Here is a 25118-nt window from a genome sequence, read left to right as displayed (position 1 = left end):
GCCTAACGGCGGCGCGCGTCCAGGTGATCCGCCAACTCGGCGATAAAGGCGCCGGTGTGCGCGATCGCGCCTGGCCGCGTGAGACCGCCGATCACGCTCGGATCGAGCCGTTCCGCAGCCGCGATGACCCCCGGCCACGCCGCCGGTTCGGGCCAGGACTCACAATGGAGGGCCGCACCCATTGCCGCGAGGGCATGCGATTTTTGGATCTGCTCGTCGAAGGCTCGCGGTTCGGGAAGGCATATGAAGCGCTTTCCCGCCGCCGAAACCGCCGAGACGACCCCATCTCCTCCGCCGCCGACCACCAGGGAAGCCCGGGCGATATAGGGAGCCGGATCGGCGACCCATCCATGAAGATGCAAGTTCGCCGGGACGTCACTTCTTGTTCCGTCGACGGGACCGAGAACGTGCCAGTGCCGCTGCGGCACCGCAGTCGCGGCTGCTGCGAGATCCGCCCAGCGGCCACCGGTCCCGCCGCGTCCATAGATGACGAGGATCGATCCATCCGCATCCATCTGGCGGTTTAATGCGGGCGTTCCGGAGAGAAGTCCGGCGTAGAAGGTCTTGGCGCGAACCCATTCCGGCATCTCGGGGGAGTCGAGTTCCGGCGGGAAGAACGCGAGTAGCCGCTCAGCACTGCGAAAGGCTTCGAGATGCGGCATGTCCGTGCGCGACCCGGCGAGCCGGACGACCAGGGTCGGCACGGACATCAGGCGTGCGAACAACGCGATCTCTACGGACACATCGACGACGATCATCGTGGGATCTTCGGATGTGATCCAGTTTGCGAGACGGCCCATTCGCGCGCGCACGTTGTCAGCACCCACCGGAGCGTAGTGCAAGGCCTGCGGTCGCTCAGCAGATCCGTCCCGCCCGTCGAACTCAACGGCCACCCGATCGTCGGGCAAATCGAGGATCGATCCCGGTGCGGTGGCGAGGTCGAAGTCGGAAAGCGTTCCGATCAACGTCATCGGGCGATCAAGTGCTCGCGCGATCAGGCAGGCACGCTGCCAATGGCCGGCCCCCTGATGGTGAACGTAATAGCCGATCGGGCGCCGGCTCATGCGACCCGCGCGGCAGGAGCTGGTTGTGCCTCGACCAACATCGCGCGGAGACCTGCGAGAGCTTCGTCGAGCGGAACCGGGACCGCCTCGGGAATGCCCTCTCCCACCTGTGCCTCGACCCGCTCGACGAGTGCGATACCGTTCGGGCAGGTCTGCCAATCGATGGCGGCGAGATCGGCGTCGGTAATACCGATAGCGCTCAGGGCCGCAGCGGTCCCTGCCGGGTCCGTGAAGCATCGCGCCAACTTGCGTCGACGCTCGATCAATGCGCGCCAGTGTGCCGCCGGAGGAAGGCAGTAGGTTTCGAGGCCCTGTGCCACGCGTGTCCGGCGGAGCATCTCAGTCGCCATCCCGCCAGTTACCCGGCCCGTTCCTCGATCGGAAACCGCGATGGACACGCCGGGGCAATGGCGGACCCGTCCGCCATGCCAGCGAACCCGCGCAACCAGGGCATTGTCTTCGCCGCAGGGGAGCATCGGCAATCCACCCACGCGACGATAGAGGTCGGCACGCAAGGCGAGACTGGCGGCCACATGATCGCCATGGCGGGGGGCTGGATCGTGGGTGGGCGGGTCGAAGACCTCTTCCAGGCGCCGCACAGCCACCCAGTAGTCCTCGATCCGCGCATGGAGCGCGGCGAGGCGTGGGTCGTCCGCTGGCGTCTCGCCGTGAAGGACGAGGCGTCCGCCCACCAACTCGGCGTTTCGCAACGCTCGGAGATTTGCCATCACCCAATCGGCGGGCGCGACCGCGTCGGCATCCGTGCTGATGAGGACACCCTCGGCGACGCCCTCCTGATCCAGCCAGGCAGCGCCGGCATCGAGGGCCCGGCGCCGCGCGGTGCCGACATGCGCATCGGGTGAGGCGATCGTCGCTTCTATGATCCGCAGGGTAAGGTTTGGAATCTCCGCGTTCCGTTCCATCCCATGCAGGGTCGCCACCGTATCATCGGTGCAATTGTTGGCGAGAACGACGACGCGCAGGCGCGCACCATCCCCGATACCGTGTTGGCGGTCGAGTGACCGTATCAGGCGCGGCAGCGCTTCGGATTCGTTCCGAGCGGGCACACAGACGACCACCCGACCGAGGGTAAGATCCGGCTCACGCATTGCTGACCCGGGCAGTCACCGCGGTGTTGGCTGCCCGCTGGAGCTCGAGCGCGTAGAGGGCTTCGTACTGATCGGTCATGGTATCGGCATTGAAAAGTTGCTCCGCCCGACGCCGGCAATCGGCCCGGGAGAGACCGATGGCCTGCGTGACGGCGCGGCCGAGATCGGCGACATCGTCCGCCGCCGCCAGGACCCCACAGGAGCCATCGAGGATGTCGGGGATCGCACCGCGCCGAAACGCCGCCACTGGTGTCCCACAGGCTAAAAATTCAGCGAGAACCAGCCCGAACGGCTCTTCCCAGCGCGGCGTACAGAGAGCCACATGAGCTTTGGCGACCTGAGCCGCGAGTGCCTCATGTCCCAGATGCCCGAGATACGTCACATCGTCGCCGAGGCGCGGCGCAATCTCGTTGTCCCAATACGCCGGATTGGAACGCGGACCCGCAAACTTCAGGGGGAGGCCAGCGGCGCGTGCCGCGTCAATGGCCAGATGAGGGCCCTTTTCGGGAACGAGCCGGCCCATCCAAATCGCATGCGGTTCGCCCTCAGGATCAGCGGCATAGGCAAACGCCGTGAGATCGATGCCATTGCCGATGACCTGCGGATCGCCGATCAGGTCGTGCCATTCTCGAGCGAGGGACGGCGAGACGGCTGCAAATGTCATGTCCCGCGCCCGTGCCCGAACACCACGGACGAAAGGCTCGAAGGGCGGCGTATGCAGCGCCGTCACCATCGGAACGGCGAGTTCACCAGCTCGAAGCAGGGGCAGGAAGTGAAGGCTGTTGTTGTGGACGAAATCGTAGCCGCCGGTCACGACCGCATCCATGATTCTGACGTAAGCGGAATGCTCGGCTGCATCGATTCGCGCCTCCGAAACATCATCGAACGCGCAGCCGGTGGGGGGGCAGACGGCGATAACTCGAAAATCACCCTGCGACCCCTCGGAGGCGTAGAGCGTGACATCGTGGCCACGAGCCTGCAGGGCGGACGCAAGTAGATGCGTGTGCATCTCCAATCCTCCCGAGAACGGCTGCGCGATCGGGAATTTGAGATGCGCGAGGATAGCGATCTTCACAGGATGCGGGTCACGATGTTCGAGGGATCGAAGCGCCGGATTGGCATCATCCAAGCCGTGGACTCCCGCACCACGGGGATGCAGGCAGGTGAGAGATGGCCATGGCGAACCACAACGTAGCGTGAACAAACGGGAAGATTCGTATTTGGTGTACCACCACTTTCCCGGGCGAGCCGCGAAAAAATTCAACTGACTGAGTTGTGGCGACGAAGTTTCGTTCTAGGCGCCTCCTCGGATACTGGAGCGCGGATCCGAAGTTTTATTATCCGATCATCCTTAAGTGCAAAAATAACGCTCGGTAAAGACATATACGTAGAGATTATCCACTCCGATGTATAATTTTACAAAATAAAATAAACTCTCTAAATAGTACTTCTCAATAGCGGAGATAAAATTCGAAAAGTATTTTCGATAAAATAAATATACTACTCGATATTGTCCATATTGAAAACTTTGAATATTGCTTTCACATATATGTATTATTCACTTATGGATAATTTATCCGATGTAATTTTACAGATTTGGCAGTTTTCTGTTTAAATTATCAAATCGGCACGTAGATCGGTGAGCGGTTGTTGCGGACCGCAAGCGAGCAAGGAAGCTCAGCGGTGAATACTCTTTTTATCGAACGGTGGGGCTGCAACCTAAAGTCGCCTCGCTGACTGCGAGGCCTGATCGTTGGAAACCAACTGCGATGATTTGTATCTGTAATGTTTCTTGAACGCGGTTTACGGTCTGAGAACACTTATTGGTCATTATTGGACTGTGCTACCGCCTCTGAACCTTATCAGATGACGAATTTCTCTCACTCGATTTCTGCCACCAAAAACCCTTAGGATAAATTTTCTAGCTAAGAGGGCCGTTGCAATCTTACTAATATGGAAATAAAAATTCTGAATAAGGTAGAATATAATATTAAATATTGATATTTTATTTACTTTCATGGTCGGGACAAATGATCTAGGTCGTTGGAGGAAGCCTGCACGTCATGGCGCAAGGAGCCATTTACCTGCTTACCGATCGTCCAGATCGAAGCGCGTCCCTAGAAACTCTTATCAGAACGATCGGACCCTGCGAGGTTATTGCCGCGGGTGACGATCACCCTGCGAGCGTACAGCCGCGCGCAATCGTATCCGATTTGACGTTGAGCCGCCGGGAGTCGGTGAGCCGCCTTCGTAGCTTCCTACACCACGGCAAGATACCCGACATGCCGGTGATCTGCCTCCTACGCTCGACGACCGACCACGATCTGCGGCAGGCCCGCAACCTCGGCGCTACCATCTGCTTCCCCGCATATACTGCGCCGCATCTCGTCGTTCAGGCACTCGAGGCGGAGATGAAGCTGGAGAAGCCGGACCTTGCCACGCAGCCGGTCATACAAAACGTCACGCGCGCCAAGGAAATTCTCAACGGTCTCTTTGACGGAGTCCGGGGAGGCGGCCCGATCTCCCTCGCACAGGTTGATGCGGGGCTGGATCCGATTCTTGCTGCGGTGAAAGAAGGCGGTCTGACCCGTTGGCTTGAGACGGTGTGGACACATGACGATGCCACGTACCAGCATTGTCTTCTCGTTGCAGGAGTGGCGGCTCAGTTCGTGTTGCACCTTGGCTTTCGCACGGAAGATCGCGAACATTTCGTCCGCGCCGCCCTCCTGCACGATGTCGGCAAGGCGCAAATTCCGCTCAAGATCCTGAACAAGCCCGGGCGCCTCGACGCGGATGAACTGGTCATCATGCGCCGCCATCCGGTCATCGGTTACGACATCCTGCGCGAAAGCGGGTGTGACGCAGCCACCCTGGGCGCCGTGCGTCACCATCATGAGATGCTGGATGGATCCGGCTATCCCGATGGTCTCGTGGGTTCAGAAATCAGCGACACCGTGCGGCTGCTGACAATCTGCGACATCTACGCGGCGTTGACGGAGCGCCGATCCTACAAGAAGCCGATGCCCCCACGCGAAGCGTTGTCGATCCTGTCAGGGATGACTGGCAAACTAGAATTGAGCCTTGTGCAGCATTTCGGGAACGCGATGCTGCAACCTGGTTCCCAGGCCTAAAAACGGGACATCGGAAAAGCTTGATCGGCTTCTCCGACGTCGTTCGGTGAGTGGTGCGCTACTCGGCAGCGTCGAGGCGGGGGCGTTCGATCGCCGAGCGCTCACGCTTCACGAGTTCCGCCGTGAGGAACGCCACTTCTAAGGCTTGTTCGGCGTTCAGGCGCGGATCGCAGTAGGTGTGATAGCGATCGCGCAGATCTTCGGCCGTGAGCGCCCGGGCGCCGCCGGTGCACTCTGTCACGTCTTTGCCGGTCATCTCCAGGTGGATACCGCCCGCAATGGTCCCTTCGGCACGGTGGACCCCGAAGAATCCTTCGATCTCCAGCATCACACGCTCGAACGGACGCGTTTTGAAACCGCCAGCCGAGATCGTGTTGCCATGCATCGGATCACAGACCCACACCACCTTACGGCCCTCGCGCTCGACAGCTCGGATTAGCCCGGGAAGGTGGTCACCCACCGTCTCGGCACCGAAGCGACAGATCAGCGTCAGGCGTCCCGCCTCGTTAGACGGGTTCAACTGATCCACGAGTTGGATCAAACCCTCGGCCGTCATCGACGGACCGCACTTGAGACCGATCGGGTTCTTGATGCCGCGCGCATATTCGACGTGCGCGTGATCCGGCTGGCGGGTCCGATCACCGATCCAGAGCATGTGGCCCGACGTTGCGTACCAGTCGCCACTCGTCGAATCGACGCGGGTCAGCGCCTCCTCGTAGCCCAGGAGCAGGGCTTCGTGGCTGGTGTAGAAATCCGTTGTGCGGACCTCCTGGTGCGTCTCTGGATTGATCCCGATGGCCCGCATGAAATCGAGGGTTTCGGTCATCCGCTCGGCACAATCGGCGTAGCGCGAGGATTGCGGCGAATCCTTCACGAAACCGAGCATCCACCGATGGGAATTCTCGAGATTGGCGTATCCGCCGGTCGCGAAAGCGCGCAGCAGGTTGAGCGTTGCAGCCGACTGGCGATACGCTTCGAGTTGCCGGCGCGGGTCGGGCACCCGCGCTTCCTCCGTGAAGGTCAGCCCGTTGACGATATCGCCGCGATAGCTCGGGAGGGTTACTCCGTTCAGTGTCTCGTTCGGTGAGGAACGGGGCTTCGCGAATTGGCCTGCGATCCGACCCACCTTCACCACGGGTGAACCGCCTGCGAAGGTCAGAACGAGAGCCATCTGTAGGAACACCCGGAAGAAGTCGCGGATGTTGTCGGCCGAATGCTCGTCGAAGCTCTCGGCACAATCCCCCCCTTGAAGCAAGAACGCTTCGCCGGTCGACACTCGGGCTAGAGCCGACTTCAACTTGCGGGCCTCACCTGCAAACACGAGCGGCGGAAAGCTAGCGAGTTGGGCCTCGACCGACTCCAGGGCGGCGGCATCCGGATAGGCAGGCACCTGCTGGATCGGCAGGTTTCGCCAGGTCTTCGGTGTCCAACGCTCGCCCATAATCGTCTCCGTTCCGCCTTTCGGTCGGCTCCGCACGACGGAGGGCCGCGCGGAGAAGCGCGGCTTATAGAGCGGTTCTTCGACAGAGGCGAGAGATGCGGGGCTGTAGCTGCTATTCCTGGCACGCGCGAGAAACTGGATTGGAAAGCTCGTTCGTCGAACCCAGATAAAATTTTTGTTCCATCAGTCCCCGGCCGGATCGCTGTCCTCAATGGCAATGCCGTGTTCCGACAGGATCCAGAAGATCGCCGCAAGGTCTTCTGCCGTGACATCCCGTTGCGGCAACGCTTCCTCCAGATCCTCGTAGGTCAGACGACGTTGGCGTTGTGCCTCGGCTTTGGCCAGAAGGACATCGACTACCAGCCTCATGTCCTTCGGCAATCCGTCATGACTTGGGCTCCGCTCGTTCGAGGCGGGGTGAAGCGCATCGGCGAGCATCCGGTCAATGACGATCTGGCGGCGGGCGTAGGCGTCGTTGGAGTGTTCCATTCCGTCGATTATGGGTCATCGGCGCCGGCCGTCGAGGGGACCGGCGCCGGAAAAGCAGCCGGCGTCAATCGGCGAGCGCGATCGGCGTTCCCTTTCGAATCCGCACCGGGATCGCCTTGGCGGCAGGTGTCTTGGCCTGCTCGTCGTAATGCCAAAGCGGAATGAGCGCGTTGAGCTCAGGGTAGTAGCCCCCAACGTTCCCTTGCGGGATACCGTACTGGATAACCCGCAGGCCGCTCACCTCCCGCAGGAACTCGTCATCGGCGTCGGCTGAGAGATCCACCGTCTCTCCGTCGGCAAGTCCGAGACGTTCCATATCGTTGCCGTTCATGAAGAGAACCAGCCTCGTACCTTTCACGCCGCGAAAGCGGTCATCGTAGCCGTAGATCGTCGTGTTGAACTGATCGTTTGAACGCAGGGTGATCAGGTCGAGCACATCGCGGCGATCGCTACACATGTCTGGATCTACCTCGAGACCACCGGGCACGGTGAAGTTGGCCTTACCGGTTTCGGTCTCCCATTTGCGGTCTCGTGCCGCGAGCGGCTTGTGGAGGCCCCCGGGCTGGAACATTCGCCCGTTCAGGTCGTGGAAGACCTCCGGGTAGGTTGCCTCGATCGCATCCCGAACCCGGCCATAGTCGCCAACCCAACCGTCCCAGTCGACCCTTGGGTTCGGCGGTAGCAAAGCCTTCGCCATCTCAGCAACGATCCACGGCTCGGAGCGAACCTGATCGCTAACCGGCTTGGTCTGTCCGCGGGAACCGTGGAAACAGGAGGTAGAATCCTCCATCGAAACTGCCTGGGGGCCGCTTGCCTGGACGTCGACCTCGATCCGGCCAAGGCAGGGCAGGATGTAAGACACGGCACCATGGACGAGGTGCGAGCGATTCAGCTTTGTCGAAATTTGCACCGACAGGCGCAACCTACTCCAAGCCTCCTCCATACGCACAGTGTCGGGTACGGCGCGCACGAAGTTGCCGCCGAGACCGATAAACGCCTTCACCTCACCCGCAAGGATCCCTTCGCAAGCCTCGACGGTGTTGCGACCCTTCTCCCGCGGTGGCTCGAAACCGTAGAGTTCCTTGAGTTTGTCGAGGGGCGCTAATTCCGGCTTCTCCGTGATGCCCACGGTCCGCTGTCCCTGGACGTTGGAATGCCCGCGGACTGGACAGAGCCCAGCCCCGGGACGACCGACATTGCCGCGCAGAAGCATAAGATTCACGAGCATCTGGACGCCCTGGGTGCCACGGCGATGCTGAGTCAGACCCATGCCGTAGACTGCGACGACCGAACGAGCTCGCGCATAGACTGTGGCGGCTGCCTCCAGCGCCTCGCGGGTCAGCCCCGAGCGTGCCCCGATGTCCGCCCAGGACTGAGAGTCACAGAAAGCAACGAACGCCTCGAAGCCATGGGTGTGCTCGGCGATGAAATCGACGTCGAGAATACGCGGACGACCAACCTGTATCGCCTCGCGGTCCGCGGCGATCAGAACCTTGCACATGCCAGTGATTGCCGCGAGGTCCCCGCCCGCCTTGACCTGATGATACTGCGTCGAGATCTCAGTAGAGCTGCGCGTCAGCATCTCGGTCGGTGATTGCGGGTTCGTGAAGCGCTCCAGGCCGCGCTCCCTCAGTGGGTTGAACGTGATGATCGGAACGCGTCGCCTACGCGCCTCTTGAAGAGGGTGCAGCATGCGTGGGGCGTTGGAACCGACGTTCTGTCCGAAGAACAGGATCAAATCGGTCGATTCGAAATCCTCAAGGATCGTCGTACCGACCGGCGATCCAATCGATGATTTCAGGCCGACTGAAGTCGGCTCATGGCACATGTTCGAAGAGTCGGGCAGGTTGTTCGTGCCATGCATCCGCGCCATCAGCGCATACATGTAAGATGTCTCGAGGGAAGCGCGTCCGGAAGTGTAGTAGATTACTGCGTTCGGATCGAAGGCGCGCAACTCGTGCCCAATCTCCGCGAAGGCATCTTCCCACGAAACAGCCACGTAGCGGTCGCTGTTTAGATCATAGCGGAGCGGATGGGTCAGGCGCCCCTTTTCCTCAAGGGCATAATCTGTCCAGGTGAGAAGCTCTGTTACAGTGTGACGCTGAAAGAATTCGGGTCCGATCCGTTTGGCGGTTTGCTCCCAGACCGTCGCCTTCGCCCCGTTCTCGCAATACTCGAATGTGCTAGGCTTAGCCGGCTTCGACCAAGCGCACGAGACGCACATGAAGCCTTCCGGCTTGTTCTGCTTCATCAGCAGAGCTGCGCCCGAAACCGGGATCTGTTCGCGCGTCAGAATTTCAGCCAGGGAACTCGCAGAACCCCAGCCTCCCGCCGGGCCGTCATAGGGTTCGATTTTGGGTTCGGCCATCGGTTCGGTCATGCGCGTGTCCCGACATCTTGGGTGTCAGGACAGCAATGATGCGCGGACCCGGCGTGTTCCGGACTGCGACGGCAAGACGTCGCAATCCGGCCCGGCATGACCCTCAGCGCGGCAGGATGCTCGCACCCATCAGGGCCTCGTCGATCGAACGCGCTGCTTGGCGTCCCTCGCGGATTGCCCAGACCACAAGGGACTGTCCTCGACGCATGTCGCCCGCCGCGTAGATCTTTTCGTTCGAGGTACGGTAGTCGAGCTCGTTCGCCGTGACATTGCCGCGCTTGTCCATAACGACGCCGGACTCTTCCAGAAGGCCCTTGCGGATCGAGCCTGCGAAGCCGATCGCCAAGAACACGAGATCGGCAGGCAGCGTGAACTCGCCACCCGGGATTGGCTGGCGCTTCTCGTCGACGCGTGTGCAGACCACACCAGTCAGCTTACCCTTCTTGCCCTCAAGCCGAAGCGTCGCGGCTTGAAACTCGCGTTCGGCGCCCTCGGCCTGGCTGGAAGACGTCCGCATCTTGGTCGGCCAGTACGGCCAAACCGAGAGCTTGTCTTCACGCTCCGGAGGGCGCGGCCGGATGTCAAGCTGAGTCACCGACAAGGCGCCCTGGCGGAAGGAGGTCCCGACGCAATCGGACGCCGTATCGCCGCCGCCGATGACGACGACGTTCTTCGCGGTCGCAAGAATGGGAGCCTCGCCGTTCCCCGGCATCGGCTCGGCCCCGACGCGGCGGTTGGACTGGACCAGGAAGGGCATGGCGTAGTGGACGCCCTCAAGGTCCTGACCTGGTAGCTGCGGGTTGCGCGGATCCTCGGCACCACCGGCGAACAGCACCGCGTCGAACTCGGCGGTCAGTTCATCGAGCTGCCTGTTGACGCCGACATTCACACCGTAGTGAAACCGGACGCCCTCACCTTCCATCTGCTTCACGCGCCGATCGATGTGGCGCTTCTCCATCTTGAAGTCGGGGATGCCGTAGCGGAGTAGACCACCCGCCTTCGGCTCGCGCTCGAAGACATGAACGTCGTGCCCGACACGGGCCAGTTGCTGCGCAGCCGCGAGCCCGGCCGGACCGGAGCCAATGATCGCAACTTTCTTCCCGGTCTTATGGTCGGCGGGCTCAGGCTTGACCCACCCGTTGTTCCAAGCGCGATCCGCGATCGCCTGCTCGATCGTCTTGATCGCCACCGGCTGGTTCTCGAGATTTAGCGTGCACGCCTCCTCGCAGGGAGCTGGGCAGATGCGACCGGTGAATTCCGGGAAGTTGTTGGTGGAATGGAGGTTGCGGGCCGCCTCTTCCCAATCGGATTGGTAGACGAGCTCATTCCAGTCCGGGATCTGGTTATGAACCGGGCACCCCGTCGGACCGTGACAGAACGGAATACCGCAATCCATGCAACGGGCGGCCTGCTTCTTGAGATCGTGCTCGTCGAGCGGCAGCGTGAACTCGCGGAAGTGGCGCACGCGATCGGCGGCGAGCTGATACTTCTGCTCCTGCCGGTCGAATTCGAGGAAACCCGTGACCTTGCCCATCGTCTGACCGTCTTTCGCGAGTCTGTCTGATCCGTCGCGCGGAAGGCGGCCGCATCAGCCTGTTCCGCTTCCATCGCCAAGCCGGCTACACAGCCGGTCCGCATTATCTTTCAGCCATCTTAGAGGGATGACCCGTGAAACGCCCGGCTTCGACTATAGCCGGGTGCTGTCACGATAGAATGTCCGTCGGCGCGCGCTTATTCGGCCGCCACCGGCATCCGCGCCATCTCCATTTCGCGGAGGGCGCGCCGGTACTCCACCGGCATCACCTTGACGAACTTGGTGCGGTAGCCGGCCCAATCATCGAGGATCGCCTTGGCGCGCGGGGAGCCCGTGTATTTCAGGTGATTGGTGATGAGCTGAGACAGGCGTTCCTCGTCGTGTCCCGACATGTCGGCCAGGATATCCACGCGGCCCTTGGTCTCGAGGTCGCCGTCCTGGTGGAAGCGCCGCATCAGGTCGTCCTCCTCCTCGACGGGTTCTAGATCGACCATGGACAGGTTACAGCGCGCCGAGAATGAGCCGTCCTCATCGAGGACGTAGGCGATACCGCCGGACATGCCTGCCGCGAAGTTGCGCCCAGTCTCGCCGATCGACACCACCACGCCGCCAGTCATGTACTCACAGCCGTGGTCGCCCATGCCCTCGACCACCGCGATGGCGCCCGAGTTGCGGACGGCGAAACGCTCGCCAGCCGACCCGCGGATGTACGCCTCGCCGGCAATCGCTCCATACAGCACGGTGTTACCGGCCATGATGGTGTGCGAGCCTGGCGCCCGCAGGGCGTCAGACGGACGGATGATCAGCTTGCCGCCCGACAGGCCCTTGCCGACGTAGTCGTTGGCGTGGCCGGTCAGAAGCAATGTCACGCCGGCTGCGAGCCAGGCGCCGAAGCTCTGGCCGGCCGTACCGGACAGCTCCACCCGGATGGTATCGTCGGGCAGACCCTCGTGGCCGTACCGCTTGGCCACAGCTCCGGAGAGCATGGCGCCAGCCGTACGATCCGAGTTCCTGATGTCGTCCCGCACCACCACTGGCTCACCGCCGTCGAGGGCCGACTGCGCGCCTGCGATCAGGCGGCGATCGAGAACCGTATCGATCGGATGCTTCTGCTTTTCGGTATGCCGGATCGCGACATGCTCGGGCACCTCTGGACGGTGGAACAGCTTCGAGAAGTCGAGGCCACGCGCCTTCCAGTGATTGATGACCTCCAACGTATCGAGGAGATCGGCCCGGCCGATGAGATCCTCGAGCTTGGTGTAGCCCATGGATGCCATCAACTCGCGCAGCTCCTCAGCTACGAAGAAGAAGTAGTTGATCACGTGCTCGGGCGTACCCTTGAAACGCTTGCGCAGGACGGGATCCTGTGTCGCCACGCCCACCGGGCAGGTGTTCAGGTGGCACTTGCGCATCATGATGCAGCCGGCCGCGATCAGCGGCGCGGTCGAGAAGCCGAATTGATCGGCTCCGAGCAGGGCCGCGATCAGCACGTCGCGACCCGTGCGGATACCGCCGTCGGCTTGCAGGACGACGCGCCCCCGCAGGTGGCTGAGAACCAAGGTCTGTTGGGTCTCGGCAAGGCCCGTCTCCCAGGGACCGCCCGCATGCTTGATAGAGGTCAACGGCGCGGCGCCGGTACCACCATCGAAGCCAGAGATTGTGATGTGATCGGCGCGTGCCTTCGCGACACCGGTGGCGACCGTGCCGACGCCGACTTCGGACACAAGCTTCACCGAGACATCTGCCTCGGGATTCACGTTCTTCAGGTCGAAGATCAGCTGAGCGAGATCCTCGATCGAGTAGATATCGTGATGCGGCGGTGGCGAGATCAGGCCGACTCCCGGTGTCGCGTAACGAACCTTGGCGATCTTGGCGTCGACCTTATGGCCGGGCAACTGGCCACCCTCGCCCGGCTTGGCGCCCTGCGCGACCTTGATCTGCATCATGTCGGAATTCACGAGGTATTCCGTGGTGACGCCGAAGCGGCCTGAGGCCACCTGCTTGATGGCCGAACGGCGCGAGCGCCCATCCGCCATCGGCTTGAAGCGCTCGACCTCCTCGCCGCCCTCACCTGAATTCGAGCGTCCGCCGAACGAGTTCACCGCGATCGCGAGGGTTTCGTGCGCCTCCTTCGAAATAGACCCGTAGGACATGGCGCCCGTCGCGAAGCGCTTGACGATGTCGGCCGCCGGCTCGACCTGATCGATGTCGACCGGCGCACGTCCGATCTCGGCCGCCTGCTTGATCCGAAACAAGCCACGGATGGTCTTGAGGTGGTTCTCCTGCTCGTTCACTAGGCGCGCATATTCCCGGTAGCGATCGGGTAGGCCGAGGCGCACCGCGTGCTGGAGCGTCGCGACGGAGTCGGGCGTCCAAGTGTGGCTCTCGCCACGCAGGCGGTAGGCATACTCGCCGCCGACATCGAGTGCAGTGCGGTAGATCGGCGAGTCACCGAAGGCGTCGGCGTGACGCCGCGCGGTCTCCTGTGCGACCTCGGCCATGCCGATGCCCTCGATCGTCGTCGCAGTTCCGAAGAAATCGCGGGCGACAAAGGACGAATTCAGGCCGATTGCATCGAAGATCTGCGCACCACAATAGGACTGGTAGGTCGAGATGCCCATCTTGGACATGACCTTGAGCAGACCCTTATCGATCGACTTGATGTATCGGTAGACGATCTCGTCCGGCGTCAGATCCGGCGGGAACTCGTCCTTCATTGCAATCAGTGTCTCGAAGGCGAGGTAGGGATTGATCGCCTCAGCGCCGTAGCCGGCCAGACACGCGAAGTGGTGTACCTCGCGCGGCTCCCCCGATTCAACCACAAGGCCTACCGACGTGCGAAGCCCCTTGCGGATCAGGTAGTTGTGCACGGCGGCGGTTGCGAGCAGCGCAGGGATCGCGATGCGATCCGGCCCGACACCACGATCCGACAGAATGATGATGTTGTAGCCGCCGCGCACGGCGACCTCAGCCCGGTCGCACAAGCGGTCGACCGCACCCTCCATGGCCGCCGCACCGGTCTCGGCCGGGAAGGTCATGTCGAGGGTCTTGGTGTCGAAACGATCCTCGAAGTGCGAGATCGAACGGATCTTCTCGAGGTCACCGTTGGTCAGGATCGGCTGACGGACCTCGAGGCGCTTCTTGCGGGAAGCTCCCTCCATGTCGAGCAGGTTTGGGCGCGGACCGATGAACGAGACGAGGCTCATCACGGCCTCCTCGCGGATCGGGTCGATCGGCGGATTCGTCACCTGCGCGAAGTTCTGCTTGAAGTAGGAGTAGAGGGACTTCGGCTTGTCCGACAGCGCCGAGAGCGGTGTGTCGGTGCCCATGGAGCCGACGGCCTCCTGGCCGGTCACGGCCATGGGCGCCATGAGGAGCTTGAGATCCTCCTGGCTGTAGCCGAAGGCCTGCTGGCGATCGAGGAGCGATACGTCCGAGCGCGAGGCGCGTGGGATCACAGGCTTCAGATCCTCGAGGACGATCTGGGTGTTCTTGACCCACTCGGCATAGGGATGGGCAGCGGCAAGCTCGCTCTTGATCTCTTCGTCGGAGACGATGCGGCCCTTCTCAAGGTCGATGAGCAGCATCCGGCCAGGCTGCAGACGCCAGGACTCGACGATCTTCTCATCCGGAATCGGCAGAACGCCCATCTCGGACGCCAACACCACCAGCCCGTCGTCGGTAACCAGGTAGCGGGCCGGGCGAAGACCGTTGCGGTCCAGCGTCGCGCCGATCTGGCGGCCGTCAGTGAAGCAGACGGCCGCAGGGCCGTCCCACGGCTCCATCAGGGCGGCGTGATACTCGTAGAACGCACGGCGCTCCTCGCTCATCAACGGATTGCCGGCCCAGGCTTCCGGGATCAGCATCATCATGGCATGGGCGAGAGAATAGCCACCCTGGACGAGGAACTCGAGAGCGTTGTCGAAGCATGCGGTATCGGACTGGCCCTCGTAGGAGATCGGCCAGAGCTTTGAGATGTCGTTGCCGAACAGCTCCGAATCGACGCTCGCTTGGCGCGCCGCCATCCAGTTCACGTTACCGCGCAGCGTGTTGATCTCGCCGTTATGCGCGACCATCCGGTAGGGGTGCGACAGGCGCCAGGTCGGGAACGTATTGGTGGCGAAGCGCTGGTGCACCAGGGCGAGTCCCGAAACAAAGCGCTCGTCCTGCAAGTCGCGGTAGTATTCGCCGAGCTGATCGACCAGAACCATGCCCTTGTAGACGATGGTACGGGTTGAGAGCGACACAGGATAGTAGGTGCTCGCGCGCTCGTCCTTAAGGCCATAGACCTTGTTCGAGATCACCTTGCGGGCGGTGAACAGGCGACGCTCGAAGGCATCCTCGTCCGACACGGTCCCAGGGCGGCCGATGAAGATCTGCCGATGGCACGGCTCTGTCTCCTTGACCATCACGCCGAGATCGCTCGGATCGACAGGCACGTCGCGCCAGCCAAGGAAGGGCAGCCCCTCGTCAGCCAAGGCCTTCTCGACGATCTCCTCGACGATGCGGCGCGCCTCGGCATCCTTCGGCATGAAGAATTGGCCGACCCCGTAATGTCCGGGCTCAGGCAGAATGATCCCAAGAGCCTCGCACTCGGCCTTGAAAAAGGCATGGGGGATCTGAACCAGGATTCCGCAGCCATCGCCCATCTTCGGGTCTGCGCCGACGGCACCCCGATGATCGAGGTTCTTCAGGATTTGCAGACCCTGCTGGACGATGGCATGCGTCCGCCGGTCGTGCATGTCTGCGACGAAGCCCACGCCGCAGGCATCGCTCTCGCGCGCAGGGTCATAGAGCCCCTGGGCTTTCGGGAGCGCGCGGTCGCGTACGATCAGCGGTGCGGTTCCGTCACGCATCGCGGGAACCGACGCCTGCAGCGCCTCGAACTCAGAAGATGCGACCACGTCCACCATCTTTCGCCTCCGACCTGCCCGCATGCGAGCATGTTTCATGCCCAGAGCCTGCGGGGCGTCCGGGTTTTGTCTCTCGACAGCGTCGGCTCTGGGCGGGTTCTTCGGTCAGGAAGCGCCCGCAACTCGCGGGCTCGACGCCGGCTTGGTTTCAAGCCGTGCGGGCCCGGATCGCCGCAATGGCGGCCGGCTTCGAATCTCGTTTGGTCGCCGGCAACGTCACCTGAGCGAGATCCTCACAGCCACCCAGACAGGCACTCTGCCGGGAATGGGACAGCTTTACTGTCCTACCGACGGAAAGTGACAGATTTTAACCGCTCCAGCAAGGGCGTGACCAGCGGCACGCTGCGGTTTTCCGGCGCATGGTTCCATCGTGCTGGTGGCTTTGTTGCCGCAGCCTCGCAGACCGCTGGAACACCAGAGATCCATCGACGAGGCACCCAGATAGCAGCTTCGCAATGTCGCCCCATTCAGTCTGTCTACACGGAGGGCCAAGCACAAGCGGCGTGCGGGGATCGTCCCAAATCCCGGCGGACCTTGGAGCGGAGGACCTGCGCGAACAGCAGGCCTCCGCACCCACCCTTCTCTGGATATCGCAGCGATGGTTTCGTCTCGCAGGAAGCCCATTCGTGCATTCGCCTCGTTCCGCGCCCTGTCGGCCGGTATCCTGGCCCATGTCGCGATAATGTCGGCGATCGGTGCCGCGCAGGCGCAATACGCCTACGAACCCGACCTGCTCCTCCCGCCGCGTGCTGTGGTCTGGCGGCTGAATGACCGCGGTTTCACGGATGTCACGCGTCCGCACTTCGACGGCCGGGCCTATGTTGTCGAAGCCTCGAATCCCTACGGCGATCGCCTTCGCCTTTTCGTCGATGCCCGGGACGGCCGAATCGTAGGACGCCAGCGTCTGGACACAACGCTCGATACGCCCTCGCAAGTCGTGCGCCGTGCCCCCGGCTATGGCTGGACGGAAGACGACGAGGCTCCCCGTCGTCCAATCCGGGAGGCCGAGCGAATCATACCGCCTGCGAACATCCCCTTCCCGCAGGATCAGGCTCGCCCAATCCGCCCCGAGATTGCCGGGCGCTCGGATCTCGCAGCTCGATCGGAACCCGGAACGCGGACCGGTCCGCAGGCGCGGCCCGAGCCGGCTGATCGGAATCCCATGGGCCTGAACCCCGATGCCCGTGGAGCCGAGTCAAAATTGAAGGCCGAAGCGCCTCGGAAAGTCGTTCGCCTCACCCCTGCGCCCAAGGCGGCGCCACCCGCCGGCACGCCCGGAACGCAGAAGCTGTCCGATGTGCCCCCTGCTTCGCCGAAGGCGGAAGCTGCCCCCGCGGCCGGGACCGTCGCGATTACAACACCTCCGAAGGCTGAAGCCCCGGCCACCGCCATGACGCCAGCCTCGGTGCAGCCGGCACCACCTGAGAAGGCGCTTGCGCAGAACTGGAAGGACGTGCCAGCCGATGCCAAGCGACCTATCAGGGTAATTGGTGGTGCAACGATCGTCCCCGGCCCCACGAAAGAGCCCGAGAGGGACTGAAAGCCGTCGTGAACGGATATGATACAAGAGGGGCCGCGCGGTCAGCACCACGCGGCCCTTCGTTCGTTGGAATCGCGAGGCGGGATCAACCAGCGTCGCTTGCGCCTGCGCCCTGGAGATGCGGGTCGCGGGTGGCGGCACGTACGGGACTGTCGGCGACTGGCGTGTCCTGAAGGGCTCTGAGCGCGAGGGGATCGAGGCCACTGTCTGAAATGGGTCCATAGGCTTCGAGGGCTCTGCGCATCTTAGGCGTCCAGAATGCCACGATGTGCTTATGAATGCCGGCCACGGCTTCCTCGTCCGGGTAGGAGCGGAAGAACGTGGCGATCTGATTGGCCATGCGGACCAGCTTATCGTCGGACGTCAGGGCGCTCATGGGCTTGGAAACTCTGTCGAGAGAACGGGAATCGTGTGGCGTCAGGGCTGTACGGGTAAGTCGAGACGTTCGCGGCCGGTGAACACTGTCAGGGTGTCGGCGCGGGCGATGGCACACAGCGTCATGCCATGGAGACGCGCCCGATCGATCGCCAGTGAGGTTGGAGCGGAGATTGCGACGAGCACTGTCGCGCCGAGACTCGCTGCCTTCTCGACCATCTCGAAGGAGCAGCGACTGGTGATAACGATGAAGCCGTCCGCCGGGTCGGCGTTGCGCCGGATCAGGGCGCCGATCAGCTTGTCGAGGCCGTTATGCCGCCCAACATCTTCGCGAAGCGCCACAAGGCCTCCGTCGAGATTCGCCCAGGCCGCGGCATGGACCGCCCGCGTCTCCGCGTTCAGGATCTGCGCGTCGCCCATGGCCGTCAGCGCCCGCTGGATCGCCGCGATGGTGACCCGGCCGGCACCATGGAGAGGTGCATCGGCCTTCGGTAGCGACGCGAGGTCGTCGATTCCGCAGACGCCGCAGCCGGTACGTCCCGACATGGCGCGCTTGCGTGCGAGGTGTTCCCGTAGGCGGCCGGGCACGAGATCGACCAGAAGGCGCATGCCTCCCTCCGCCGAATCGGTCTCGACCTGAACGGAGCGGATTTCTTCGGCGGCCGCGATGATGCCTTCCGTCAAGCTGAACCCGTAGGCGAAATCTACGAGGTCGGCCGGCGTGGTCATCATGACGGCGTAGGGTACGGTGCCGTAGACTAGGTTGATCGGCATCTCGACAGCCAGGGGCCGGGTACCGCTGCGCGGCTCCGGATGGTCGTAGGCGACGACCAAGGTTGGGACGCGGCGGGCGGTCTCGACCGCCGCGTCCTCTTCATTCGCCGTCAGGCTGGTCTTGTCATTCGGCCGCATTCAGCTGGGTCGCAATCCGGGTCAACGAGAAATCTTCCTCGAAGAACCGCGCCTGCCAATCGGAGGGGCGGTTCGTCCGCCGAACCTGCACCGCGGTCACCTTGTACTCGGGGCAGTTGGTCGCCCAATCCGAGTAGTCGGTTGTGATCACGTTGGCGCCGGTCTTGGCGTGGTGGAAGGTCGTATACACCACACCAGGCTGCATGCGTTCGGATACAATCGCCTTCAAGGCTATGTCGCCGGAGCGACTTTCCAGCGCAACGAGGTCTCCGTCGACGATGCCACGCACCTCTGCATCGAAGGGGTGGATCTCCAGTACGTCCTCCTCGTGCCAGCGCGAGTTTTCTGTTCGGCGGGTCTGCGCGCCGACGTTGTACTGCGACAGGATGCGGCCGGTGGTGAGGATCAGCGGGAAACGCGGGCCCGTCCGCTCTTCCGTGGGCACGTACTCGGTGATCATGAATTTGCCGAGGCCGCGCACGAAGCGGTCAACGTGCATCATCGGCGTGCCGGTCGGGGCAGCCTCGTTGCAGGGCCACTGGATCGAGCCGAGCTCGTCCAGCTTATCGAAGCTGACGCCGGAGAAGCTCGGCGTCAGGGACGCGATCTCATCCATGATGTCGCTGGGGTGGCTGTAGTTCATCGGATACCCCAGGGCATTGGAGAGCAGCATGGTGCCCTCCCAGTCCCCGACGCCGGAGAGCGGCGGCATCACCTTGCGCACCCGGGAGATGCGACGCTCGGCATTGGTGAAGGTGCCGTCCTTCTCCAGGAACGAGGCGCCCGGTAGGAAGACGTGTGCGTACTTCGCCGTCTCGTTCAGGAAGATGTCCTGGATGACGATGCATTCCATCGCCATCAGGCCGGCCGTAACGTGGTGCGTATCGGGATCCGACTGGGCGATGTCCTCGCCCTGAATGTACATGCCCTTGAATGCGCCATCGACGGCCTCGTCGAGCATGTTGGTGATGCGCAGACCCGGATACTGATCGAGCGACACACCCCACAGGGCCTCGAACGTCTCGCGGGTCGCATCGTCCGACACGTGCCGGTAGCCCGGCAGTTCGTGCGGGAACGAGCCCATGTCGCAGGAGCCCTGCACGTTGTTCTGGCCGCGCAGCGGATTCACACCGGCGCCGAGCATGCCAATGTTGCCGGTCGCCATGGCGATGTTGGCCATGCCCATCACCATGGTCGAGCCCTGGCTGTGTTCGGTGACTCCGAGACCGTAGTAGATGCCGGCGGCTCCGCCCTTCGCATAGAGGCGGGCGGCGGACCGCAGTTCGGCCGGGTCGATGCCCGTATAGGCGGCTTGAGCTTCCGGCGAATGGCGCTCGTCGGCAACGAAGCGGGCCCAGGCCTCGAAGTCTCCGAGATCGCAGCGCTCGCGAACATAAGCCTCGTCGACGAGGCCTTCCGTGACGATGACATGTGCCATCGCATTGATGAAGGCCACGTTCGAACCGGGCTTCAGGGGCAGATGGAAGTCCGCCTTGATGTGCGGCGACTTCACGAGGTCGATCTTGCGGGGATCGGCGACGATGAGCTTGGCTCCCTCGCGCAGGCGCTTCTTCATGCGGGAGGCGAAGACAGGATGGCCGTCCGTCGGGTTGGCGCCGATGACGAGGATCACGTCGGAATGCGCCACGGAGGCGAAGTCCTGCGTACCGGCCGAGGTACCGAGCGTTGACATCAGCCCGTAACCGGTCGGCGAGTGGCAGACGCGGGCGCAGGTGTCGACGTTGTTATTTCCAAAGGCGGCGCGTACCAGCTTCTGGACGAGGTAGGCCTCCTCGTTAGTGCAGCGGGACGAGGTTATGCCGCCGACCGAATCCTTGCCATATTTCGCCTGAATGCGTTTGAACTCGGAGGCCGCGCGATCAATCGCCTCCTCCCAGCTCACCTCGCGCCATGGATCGGTGATCTTCTCGCGGATCATCGGCTTGGTGATCCGGTCCTTGTGTGTGGCGTAGCCGTAGGCAAACCGGCCCTTCACACAGGAATGGCCCTCGTTCGCCTTGCCGCCCTTGTAGGGCACCATCCGGACGATGCGGGTGCCCTGCATCTCGGCCTTGAACGAGCAGCCGACACCACAATAGGCGCAGGTGGTGATCTCGGAATGGTCTGGCTGGCCATGCTCGATGATCGACTTCTCCTGAAGGGTCGCGGTCGGGCAGGCCTGCACGCAGGCGCCGCACGACACGCATTCGGAGTTGAAGAAGTCGGTCGGGCCGGCGGCCACGCGGCTGTCGAAACCGCGACCGGAGATGGTCAGGGCGAAAGTGCCCTGCGTCTCTTCGCAGGCGCGGACGCAGCGGTTGCAGACGATGCACTTCGATGGATCGTACGTGAAATACGGGTTCGATGTGTCTTTGGGCAGGTACTGCTCGGAGGTCGGTTTGACGTGATTGGCCCCATCATAACCGTAGCGCACGTCGCGCAGGCCCACCGCGCCCGCCATGTCCTGCAATTCGCAATCACCGTTGGCGGCGCAGGTCAGGCAGTCGAGCGGGTGGTCGGAAATGTAGAGCTCCATCACACCCTTGCGGAGCTTGGCGAGCTTGTCGGTCTGGGTCGAGACCACCATGCCGTTCTCGGCCGGCGTGGTGCAGGAGGCGGGCGTGCCGCGGCGTCCCTCGATCTCGACGAGACAGAGACGGCAGGAGCCGAAGGCCTCCAGGGAATCGGTGGCGCAGAGCTTGGGGATCTGTGTGCCGGCATGCATCGCCGCCGCCATCACTGACGTTCCCGCCGGCACCGTCACGCTCATCCCGTCGATGGTCAGCGTCACGGTCTGATCCGAAATGCGGATCGGTGTACCGTAGTCGATCTCTTTGATGAGGGCCATGGATCGCGCCTCCTTACTCGGCCGCAACGGACATGGGCCCGCGCTGCTGGAAATCCTCGGGGAAGTGGGTGATCGCGCTCATGACGGGCATCGGCGTCAGGCCGCCCATGGCGCAGAGAGATCCGTCGGTCATCACGTCGCAAAGGTCTGCGACGACGGCGAGGTTCTCGGTCGGCCGGATGCCGGCGATGACCTTGTCCATGGTCTCGACGCCGCGGGTCGCTCCGATCCGGCAGGGCGTGCACTTGCCGCAGGATTCGACAGCGCAGAACTCGAACGCGAACCGCGCCTGCTTGGCCATGTCGACGGTGTCGTCGAAGACGACGATCCCTCCGTGACCGACGAGGCCCTTATTGGCCGCCATCGCTTCATAATCGAGAGGCGTATCGAGGAGGTGGTCGGGGAAGTAGGCCCCAAGGGGGCCACCCACTTGCACCGCGCGAACTGGACGTCCGCTCTGCGTACCGCCGCCGAAATCCTCGATGATCTCGCGCAGCGTGATGCCGAAGGCGTACTCGATCAAGCCGCCAAACTTGATGTTGCCGGCCAGCTGGATCGCGAGGGTTCCGAGCGAACGACCCATGCCGTACTCGGCGTAGGCCTTCGCACCATGCTTGAGGATGTAGGGCACGGCGGTGAAGGTCATCACGTTGTTGACGAGTGTCGGCCGGCCGAGAAAGCCCTTCAATGCGGGGATCGGCGGCTTGGCACGCACAATGCCGCGGCGACCCTCCAGACTCTCGAGAAGCGATGTCTCCTCACCGCAGATGTAGGCGCCAGCTCCGAGGCGGACTTCCAAGTGGAAGGCCTTACCGGAATTCATCACGTTCTCGCCGAGCACGCCGGCCTTGATGCCATTGGCGATCGCCTCCTTGAGGGTCGCGAAGGCCTGCGGATATTCGGAGCGAAGGTAGATATAACCGCGGGTAGCGCCCGTCGCAACGCCAGCGATGGTCATACCCTCGATGAGGTTGAAGGGGTCGCCTTCCATCATCATACGGTCGGCGAACGTCCCGGAATCGCCCTCGTCGGCATTGCAGACCACGTATTTCTGCTCCGCCTGCGCGAGCATCACCGTGTTCCACTTGATCCCAGCCGGAAATCCAGCGCCCCCGCGACCGCGCAAGCCGGATTCGCGCACTTCGGCGACGATGCCGGCCGCGTCGAGCTTCAGGGCAGCTTCCAGCCCCTGGTAACCCCCATGCGCACGATAATCCTCCACCGAGACCGGATCGACCACGCCGCAGCGCTGGAAGGTGAGCCGATGCTGACGGGCGAGATAGGGGATCTCCTCCGGTCGCCCGAGTCGGAGCGGGTGGGCGCCGCCCTCGACGAGACCCGCATCGAGCAGACTGTCGACGTCGGCGGGCGTGACCGGTCCGTATGCGATACGACCTTCCGCGGTGGCGACCTCGATCATCGGCTCAAGCCATAGCAGGCCACGTGAGCCGGTACGGACGATCGTGACGTCGAGGTTGCGGCACTCGGCGCCAGTGAAGAGCGCACGGGCGACACGATTGGCGCCGAGCCCCAAGGCCACGGCGTCGCGCGGAACGGTGATCGTGATGCTCACGACGTCATCTCCGTCAAGGCGGCTTGGAGGGAATCGGCCGTGAGTCGCGCCAAGGGCTCGTCGTTCACGAGGGCGCCGGGACCGTTGGCACAGAGACCAAGGCAGTAGACGGGCTCGACCGTGATCTCGCCATCGGCCGTGGTCTCGTGCCAGTCGACTCCAAGACGCGACAAGATCTGAGCGTGCAAAGCGTCTGAGCCCATGGCCTGACAAGCCTCGGCGCGACAGAGCTTGACTTGATGGCGACCCGCCGGTGCGCGACGGAAGTCGTGATAGAAGGTGATACAGCCGTGAACCTCAGCACGCGACAGGTTCAAGGCGTCCGCGATTAAAGGTACCGCGCCTTCGTCGACATAGCCGAAGGCTTCCTGCAACGCATGAAGGATCGGGAGCGTCGCCCCTTCGAGGTGGACGTGTTCGGCGATGATCCCGGCGGCACGCGGCTCGCTCCAGGTCTCGTTCGGCACCATTGTTCCTACCCGGACTGAGATTGTTCTCATTCCAGGGTGGTATATCGCCAACCCCCGATCAATCGCGCTGATCCGTGGCACGACAATGGAATTTTGTCGAAGCGCGTCGTTGCAACGCGAAAAGACATCGCAATCACCGTGCGATTTGCCGCGCCTTCAGGATGTTTTCACAACCCGTCGATCATCTGCGTGATCAATCCCGCCACGTTCCGCGCTTCCACAATCAAGCTGGCGCAAAGAGGTGTCATCGGTTCGCGTTCCGGTACCACGAGGCCGACGACGTGGCTAAGGTCGGGATCGATGATCGGAACGGCCCTGATACGATCGCTCAGACGAAACGTATCTGCGAGAACGGCCGGCATGATGCTCGCCCACTTGGCTGTCCTCACGTGAGTCAGGAGAACGATCATCGAATTGGACTCGAGCAGCGGCGCGGATACCGTCCCGGCTTTGAGCAACTGCCGATCGATGATCCGTCGGTTCTGCATATCAGGGGTCAGCAAGCATAGCGGCAAGCTCGCCACCTCGTCCCATGCGACTGACTCACGTTTGCCAAACACCCCGTCGATCGCGGTGAGCAGCCGATAGCGCTCCCGATAGAGCGGCACGGCGGTCAATCGGCCAAGGGGCTCATTTTCCAGATACGTGATGCCAGCATCGATCTCGAGATCGGCGATCAGTCGCCCGATCTCGCCGGAGGTGGTGGATTGGACGGAGAAGCGAACGTTTGGGTGGCGCGCCCGGAACGGAGTCGTGAGCGCGGCGACGATCGGGGTCGCCGTCGGAATTGCCGCAAGTCGGAGCGTTCCCGAGAGGCCGCGCCGTAGGCTCGCCACCTCCTCGCGCATCGCTCTCGCGTCGCCGACGATGCGGCGGGCCCATTCGAGGACGCGCTCACCTTCCGGGGTGAACCCCTGGAATCGTGATCCCCGTTGCACGAGAAGCACACCCAGACGTTCTTCCAACTGCTTCACGCCGGCCGAGAGGGTCTGCTGCGAAACGTTACAGACCTGGGCCGCCCGGCCGAAATGACGCTCGCGGGCAAGGGCCAGGATGAATTCCAGTCGATCGATCACGCGCAGCCCCTCCGCCGGCCTCGGGGCTAGGCGTCGCCTCCTCACCTTGCATCATGAATACCGGAGGACGCATCGCTCAGCCTGCGACATTTCGATAGACGGTCAACGGTCTGAGTCGAGACCTTCAAGCGGCATGATGCGACGCTGTTGCGGTTGCGCACCTGACGGCCTTGTGGTCTGACACGCCAATCGGCCCGACGTGGGTTCTCATCCGCGAACGGCCCGCGATCCGCGAAATGCACTTGCGATTTAGACCAAACCCA

The 25118-nt window shown here is 62.8% G+C and carries 16 protein-coding genes; 2 read left to right on the top strand and 14 right to left on the bottom strand.

What is annotated here, in order from left to right:
- Positions 1 to 2 precede the first annotated feature (2 nt).
- Genes AC1MGR_RS07240 through AC1MGR_RS07230 form a run of 3 tightly spaced genes read right to left on the bottom strand, consistent with a single transcriptional unit; the run spans position 3 to position 3248 of the window.
- Positions 3 to 1064 carry a glycosyltransferase gene (locus AC1MGR_RS07240; RefSeq protein ID WP_480234145.1) on the bottom strand — a complete coding sequence of 354 codons (1062 nt, stop codon included), beginning with the start codon at positions 1062 to 1064 and terminating at the stop codon, positions 3 to 5.
- A complete protein-coding gene (locus tag AC1MGR_RS07235) occupies positions 1061 to 2173 on the bottom strand; it encodes a glycosyltransferase family 2 protein (RefSeq protein ID WP_480234144.1) in 1113 nt (370 codons plus the stop codon). Before AC1MGR_RS07235 ends, AC1MGR_RS07240 begins: the two co-directional genes overlap by 4 nt.
- Complete coding sequence (locus AC1MGR_RS07230; RefSeq protein ID WP_108039554.1) at positions 2166 to 3248, bottom strand: glycosyltransferase family 4 protein; 1083 nt, start codon at positions 3246 to 3248, stop codon at positions 2166 to 2168. Before AC1MGR_RS07230 ends, AC1MGR_RS07235 begins: the two co-directional genes overlap by 8 nt.
- A gap of 1207 nt (positions 3249 to 4455) precedes the next feature.
- On the opposite strand from AC1MGR_RS07230, the gene AC1MGR_RS07225 reads away from it, so the two are divergent.
- A complete protein-coding gene (locus tag AC1MGR_RS07225; RefSeq protein WP_480234143.1) occupies positions 4456 to 5304 on the top strand; it encodes an HD-GYP domain-containing protein in 849 nt (282 codons plus the stop codon).
- Between the two features lie 58 nt (positions 5305 to 5362).
- On the opposite strand, the gene AC1MGR_RS07220 is transcribed toward AC1MGR_RS07225, so the two are convergent.
- From AC1MGR_RS07220 to gltB, 5 genes are all read right to left on the bottom strand, one after another.
- The gene (locus tag AC1MGR_RS07220; RefSeq protein ID WP_480234142.1) at positions 5363 to 6745 is read right to left on the bottom strand and encodes a class II 3-deoxy-7-phosphoheptulonate synthase; all 1383 of its coding nucleotides are present in this window, start codon (positions 6743 to 6745) and stop codon (positions 5363 to 5365) included.
- Between the two features lie 183 nt (positions 6746 to 6928).
- Positions 6929 to 7234, bottom strand: coding sequence for an RNA polymerase sigma factor region1.1 domain-containing protein (locus tag AC1MGR_RS07215; protein ID WP_480234141.1), 306 nt, complete (start codon positions 7232 to 7234; stop codon positions 6929 to 6931).
- Positions 7235 to 7298: 64 nt separating this feature from the next.
- Entirely contained in the window at positions 7299 to 9602 is a 2304-nt protein-coding gene (locus AC1MGR_RS07210) for an FdhF/YdeP family oxidoreductase (protein WP_480234738.1), read from the bottom strand.
- A 115-nt stretch (positions 9603 to 9717) separates the two neighbouring features.
- Positions 9718 to 11148, bottom strand: coding sequence for a glutamate synthase subunit beta (locus AC1MGR_RS07205; RefSeq protein WP_480234140.1), 1431 nt, complete (start codon positions 11146 to 11148; stop codon positions 9718 to 9720).
- 197 nt (positions 11149 to 11345) lie between these two features.
- Positions 11346 to 16061, bottom strand: a complete 4716-nt coding sequence (gene gltB, locus AC1MGR_RS07200; RefSeq protein ID WP_480234139.1) for a glutamate synthase large subunit — start codon at positions 16059 to 16061, stop codon at positions 11346 to 11348.
- A gap of 598 nt (positions 16062 to 16659) precedes the next feature.
- Between gltB and AC1MGR_RS07195 the strand changes: the two genes are divergently transcribed.
- Positions 16660 to 17601 carry a hypothetical protein gene (locus tag AC1MGR_RS07195; protein WP_480234138.1) on the top strand — a complete coding sequence of 314 codons (942 nt, stop codon included), beginning with the start codon at positions 16660 to 16662 and terminating at the stop codon, positions 17599 to 17601.
- 85 nt (positions 17602 to 17686) lie between these two features.
- Here the strand turns inward: AC1MGR_RS07195 and AC1MGR_RS07190 are convergent, their stop codons facing one another.
- The 6 genes from AC1MGR_RS07190 to AC1MGR_RS07165 all read right to left on the bottom strand — a co-directional run bounded on the left by AC1MGR_RS07190 (position 17687) and on the right by AC1MGR_RS07165 (position 24855).
- The gene (locus tag AC1MGR_RS07190; RefSeq protein WP_108039568.1) at positions 17687 to 17977 is read right to left on the bottom strand and encodes a formate dehydrogenase subunit delta; all 291 of its coding nucleotides are present in this window, start codon (positions 17975 to 17977) and stop codon (positions 17687 to 17689) included.
- A gap of 41 nt (positions 17978 to 18018) precedes the next feature.
- Positions 18019 to 18888, bottom strand: coding sequence for a formate dehydrogenase accessory sulfurtransferase FdhD (gene fdhD, locus AC1MGR_RS07185; RefSeq protein ID WP_480234137.1), 870 nt, complete (start codon positions 18886 to 18888; stop codon positions 18019 to 18021).
- The gene (fdhF, locus tag AC1MGR_RS07180) at positions 18875 to 21736 is read right to left on the bottom strand and encodes a formate dehydrogenase subunit alpha (protein ID WP_480234136.1); all 2862 of its coding nucleotides are present in this window, start codon (positions 21734 to 21736) and stop codon (positions 18875 to 18877) included. The genes fdhD and fdhF overlap by 14 nt, the downstream gene beginning before the upstream one ends.
- Before the next feature lie 13 nt (positions 21737 to 21749).
- Positions 21750 to 23309: a formate dehydrogenase beta subunit gene (locus AC1MGR_RS07175; RefSeq protein WP_480234135.1), complete on the bottom strand. Its 1560-nt coding sequence runs from the start codon at positions 23307 to 23309 to the stop codon at positions 21750 to 21752.
- On the bottom strand, positions 23306 to 23779 hold the full coding sequence (locus AC1MGR_RS07170) for a formate dehydrogenase subunit gamma (RefSeq protein WP_480234134.1): 474 nt from the start codon (positions 23777 to 23779) through the stop codon (positions 23306 to 23308). Before AC1MGR_RS07170 ends, AC1MGR_RS07175 begins: the two co-directional genes overlap by 4 nt.
- A gap of 167 nt (positions 23780 to 23946) precedes the next feature.
- A complete protein-coding gene (locus AC1MGR_RS07165; RefSeq protein ID WP_480234133.1) occupies positions 23947 to 24855 on the bottom strand; it encodes a LysR family transcriptional regulator in 909 nt (302 codons plus the stop codon).
- Positions 24856 to 25118: the final 263 nt, after the last annotated feature.

The sequence above is a fragment of the Methylobacterium sp. BI1 genome, assembly GCF_056680125.1.
This window is presented reverse-complemented; position numbering and strand designations above follow the sequence as displayed.

Coding starts and splice junctions, on each gene's coding strand:
- fdhF (WP_480234136.1), bottom strand. CDS start 21,736: ATGGCCCTCATCAAAGAGATCGACTACGGTACACCGATCCGCATTTCG.
- AC1MGR_RS07240 (WP_480234145.1), bottom strand. CDS start 1,064: ATGAGCCGGCGCCCGATCGGCTATTACGTTCACCATCAGGGGGCCGGC.
- fdhD (WP_480234137.1), bottom strand. CDS start 18,888: ATGCGGCCGAATGACAAGACCAGCCTGACGGCGAATGAAGAGGACGCG.
- AC1MGR_RS07220 (WP_480234142.1), bottom strand. CDS start 6,745: ATGGGCGAGCGTTGGACACCGAAGACCTGGCGAAACCTGCCGATCCAG.
- AC1MGR_RS07225 (WP_480234143.1), top strand. CDS start 4,456: ATGCCGGTGATCTGCCTCCTACGCTCGACGACCGACCACGATCTGCGG.
- AC1MGR_RS07205 (WP_480234140.1), bottom strand. CDS start 11,148: ATGGGCAAGGTCACGGGTTTCCTCGAATTCGACCGGCAGGAGCAGAAG.
- AC1MGR_RS07210 (WP_480234738.1), bottom strand. CDS start 9,602: ATGGCCGAACCCAAAATCGAACCCTATGACGGCCCGGCGGGAGGCTGG.
- AC1MGR_RS07215 (WP_480234141.1), bottom strand. CDS start 7,234: ATGGAACACTCCAACGACGCCTACGCCCGCCGCCAGATCGTCATTGAC.
- AC1MGR_RS07190 (WP_108039568.1), bottom strand. CDS start 17,977: ATGAGCGCCCTGACGTCCGACGATAAGCTGGTCCGCATGGCCAATCAG.
- AC1MGR_RS07195 (WP_480234138.1), top strand. CDS start 16,660: ATGGTTTCGTCTCGCAGGAAGCCCATTCGTGCATTCGCCTCGTTCCGC.
- gltB (WP_480234139.1), bottom strand. CDS start 16,061: ATGGTGGACGTGGTCGCATCTTCTGAGTTCGAGGCGCTGCAGGCGTCG.
- AC1MGR_RS07235 (WP_480234144.1), bottom strand. CDS start 2,173: ATGCGTGAGCCGGATCTTACCCTCGGTCGGGTGGTCGTCTGTGTGCCC.
- AC1MGR_RS07170 (WP_480234134.1), bottom strand. CDS start 23,779: ATGGTGCCGAACGAGACCTGGAGCGAGCCGCGTGCCGCCGGGATCATC.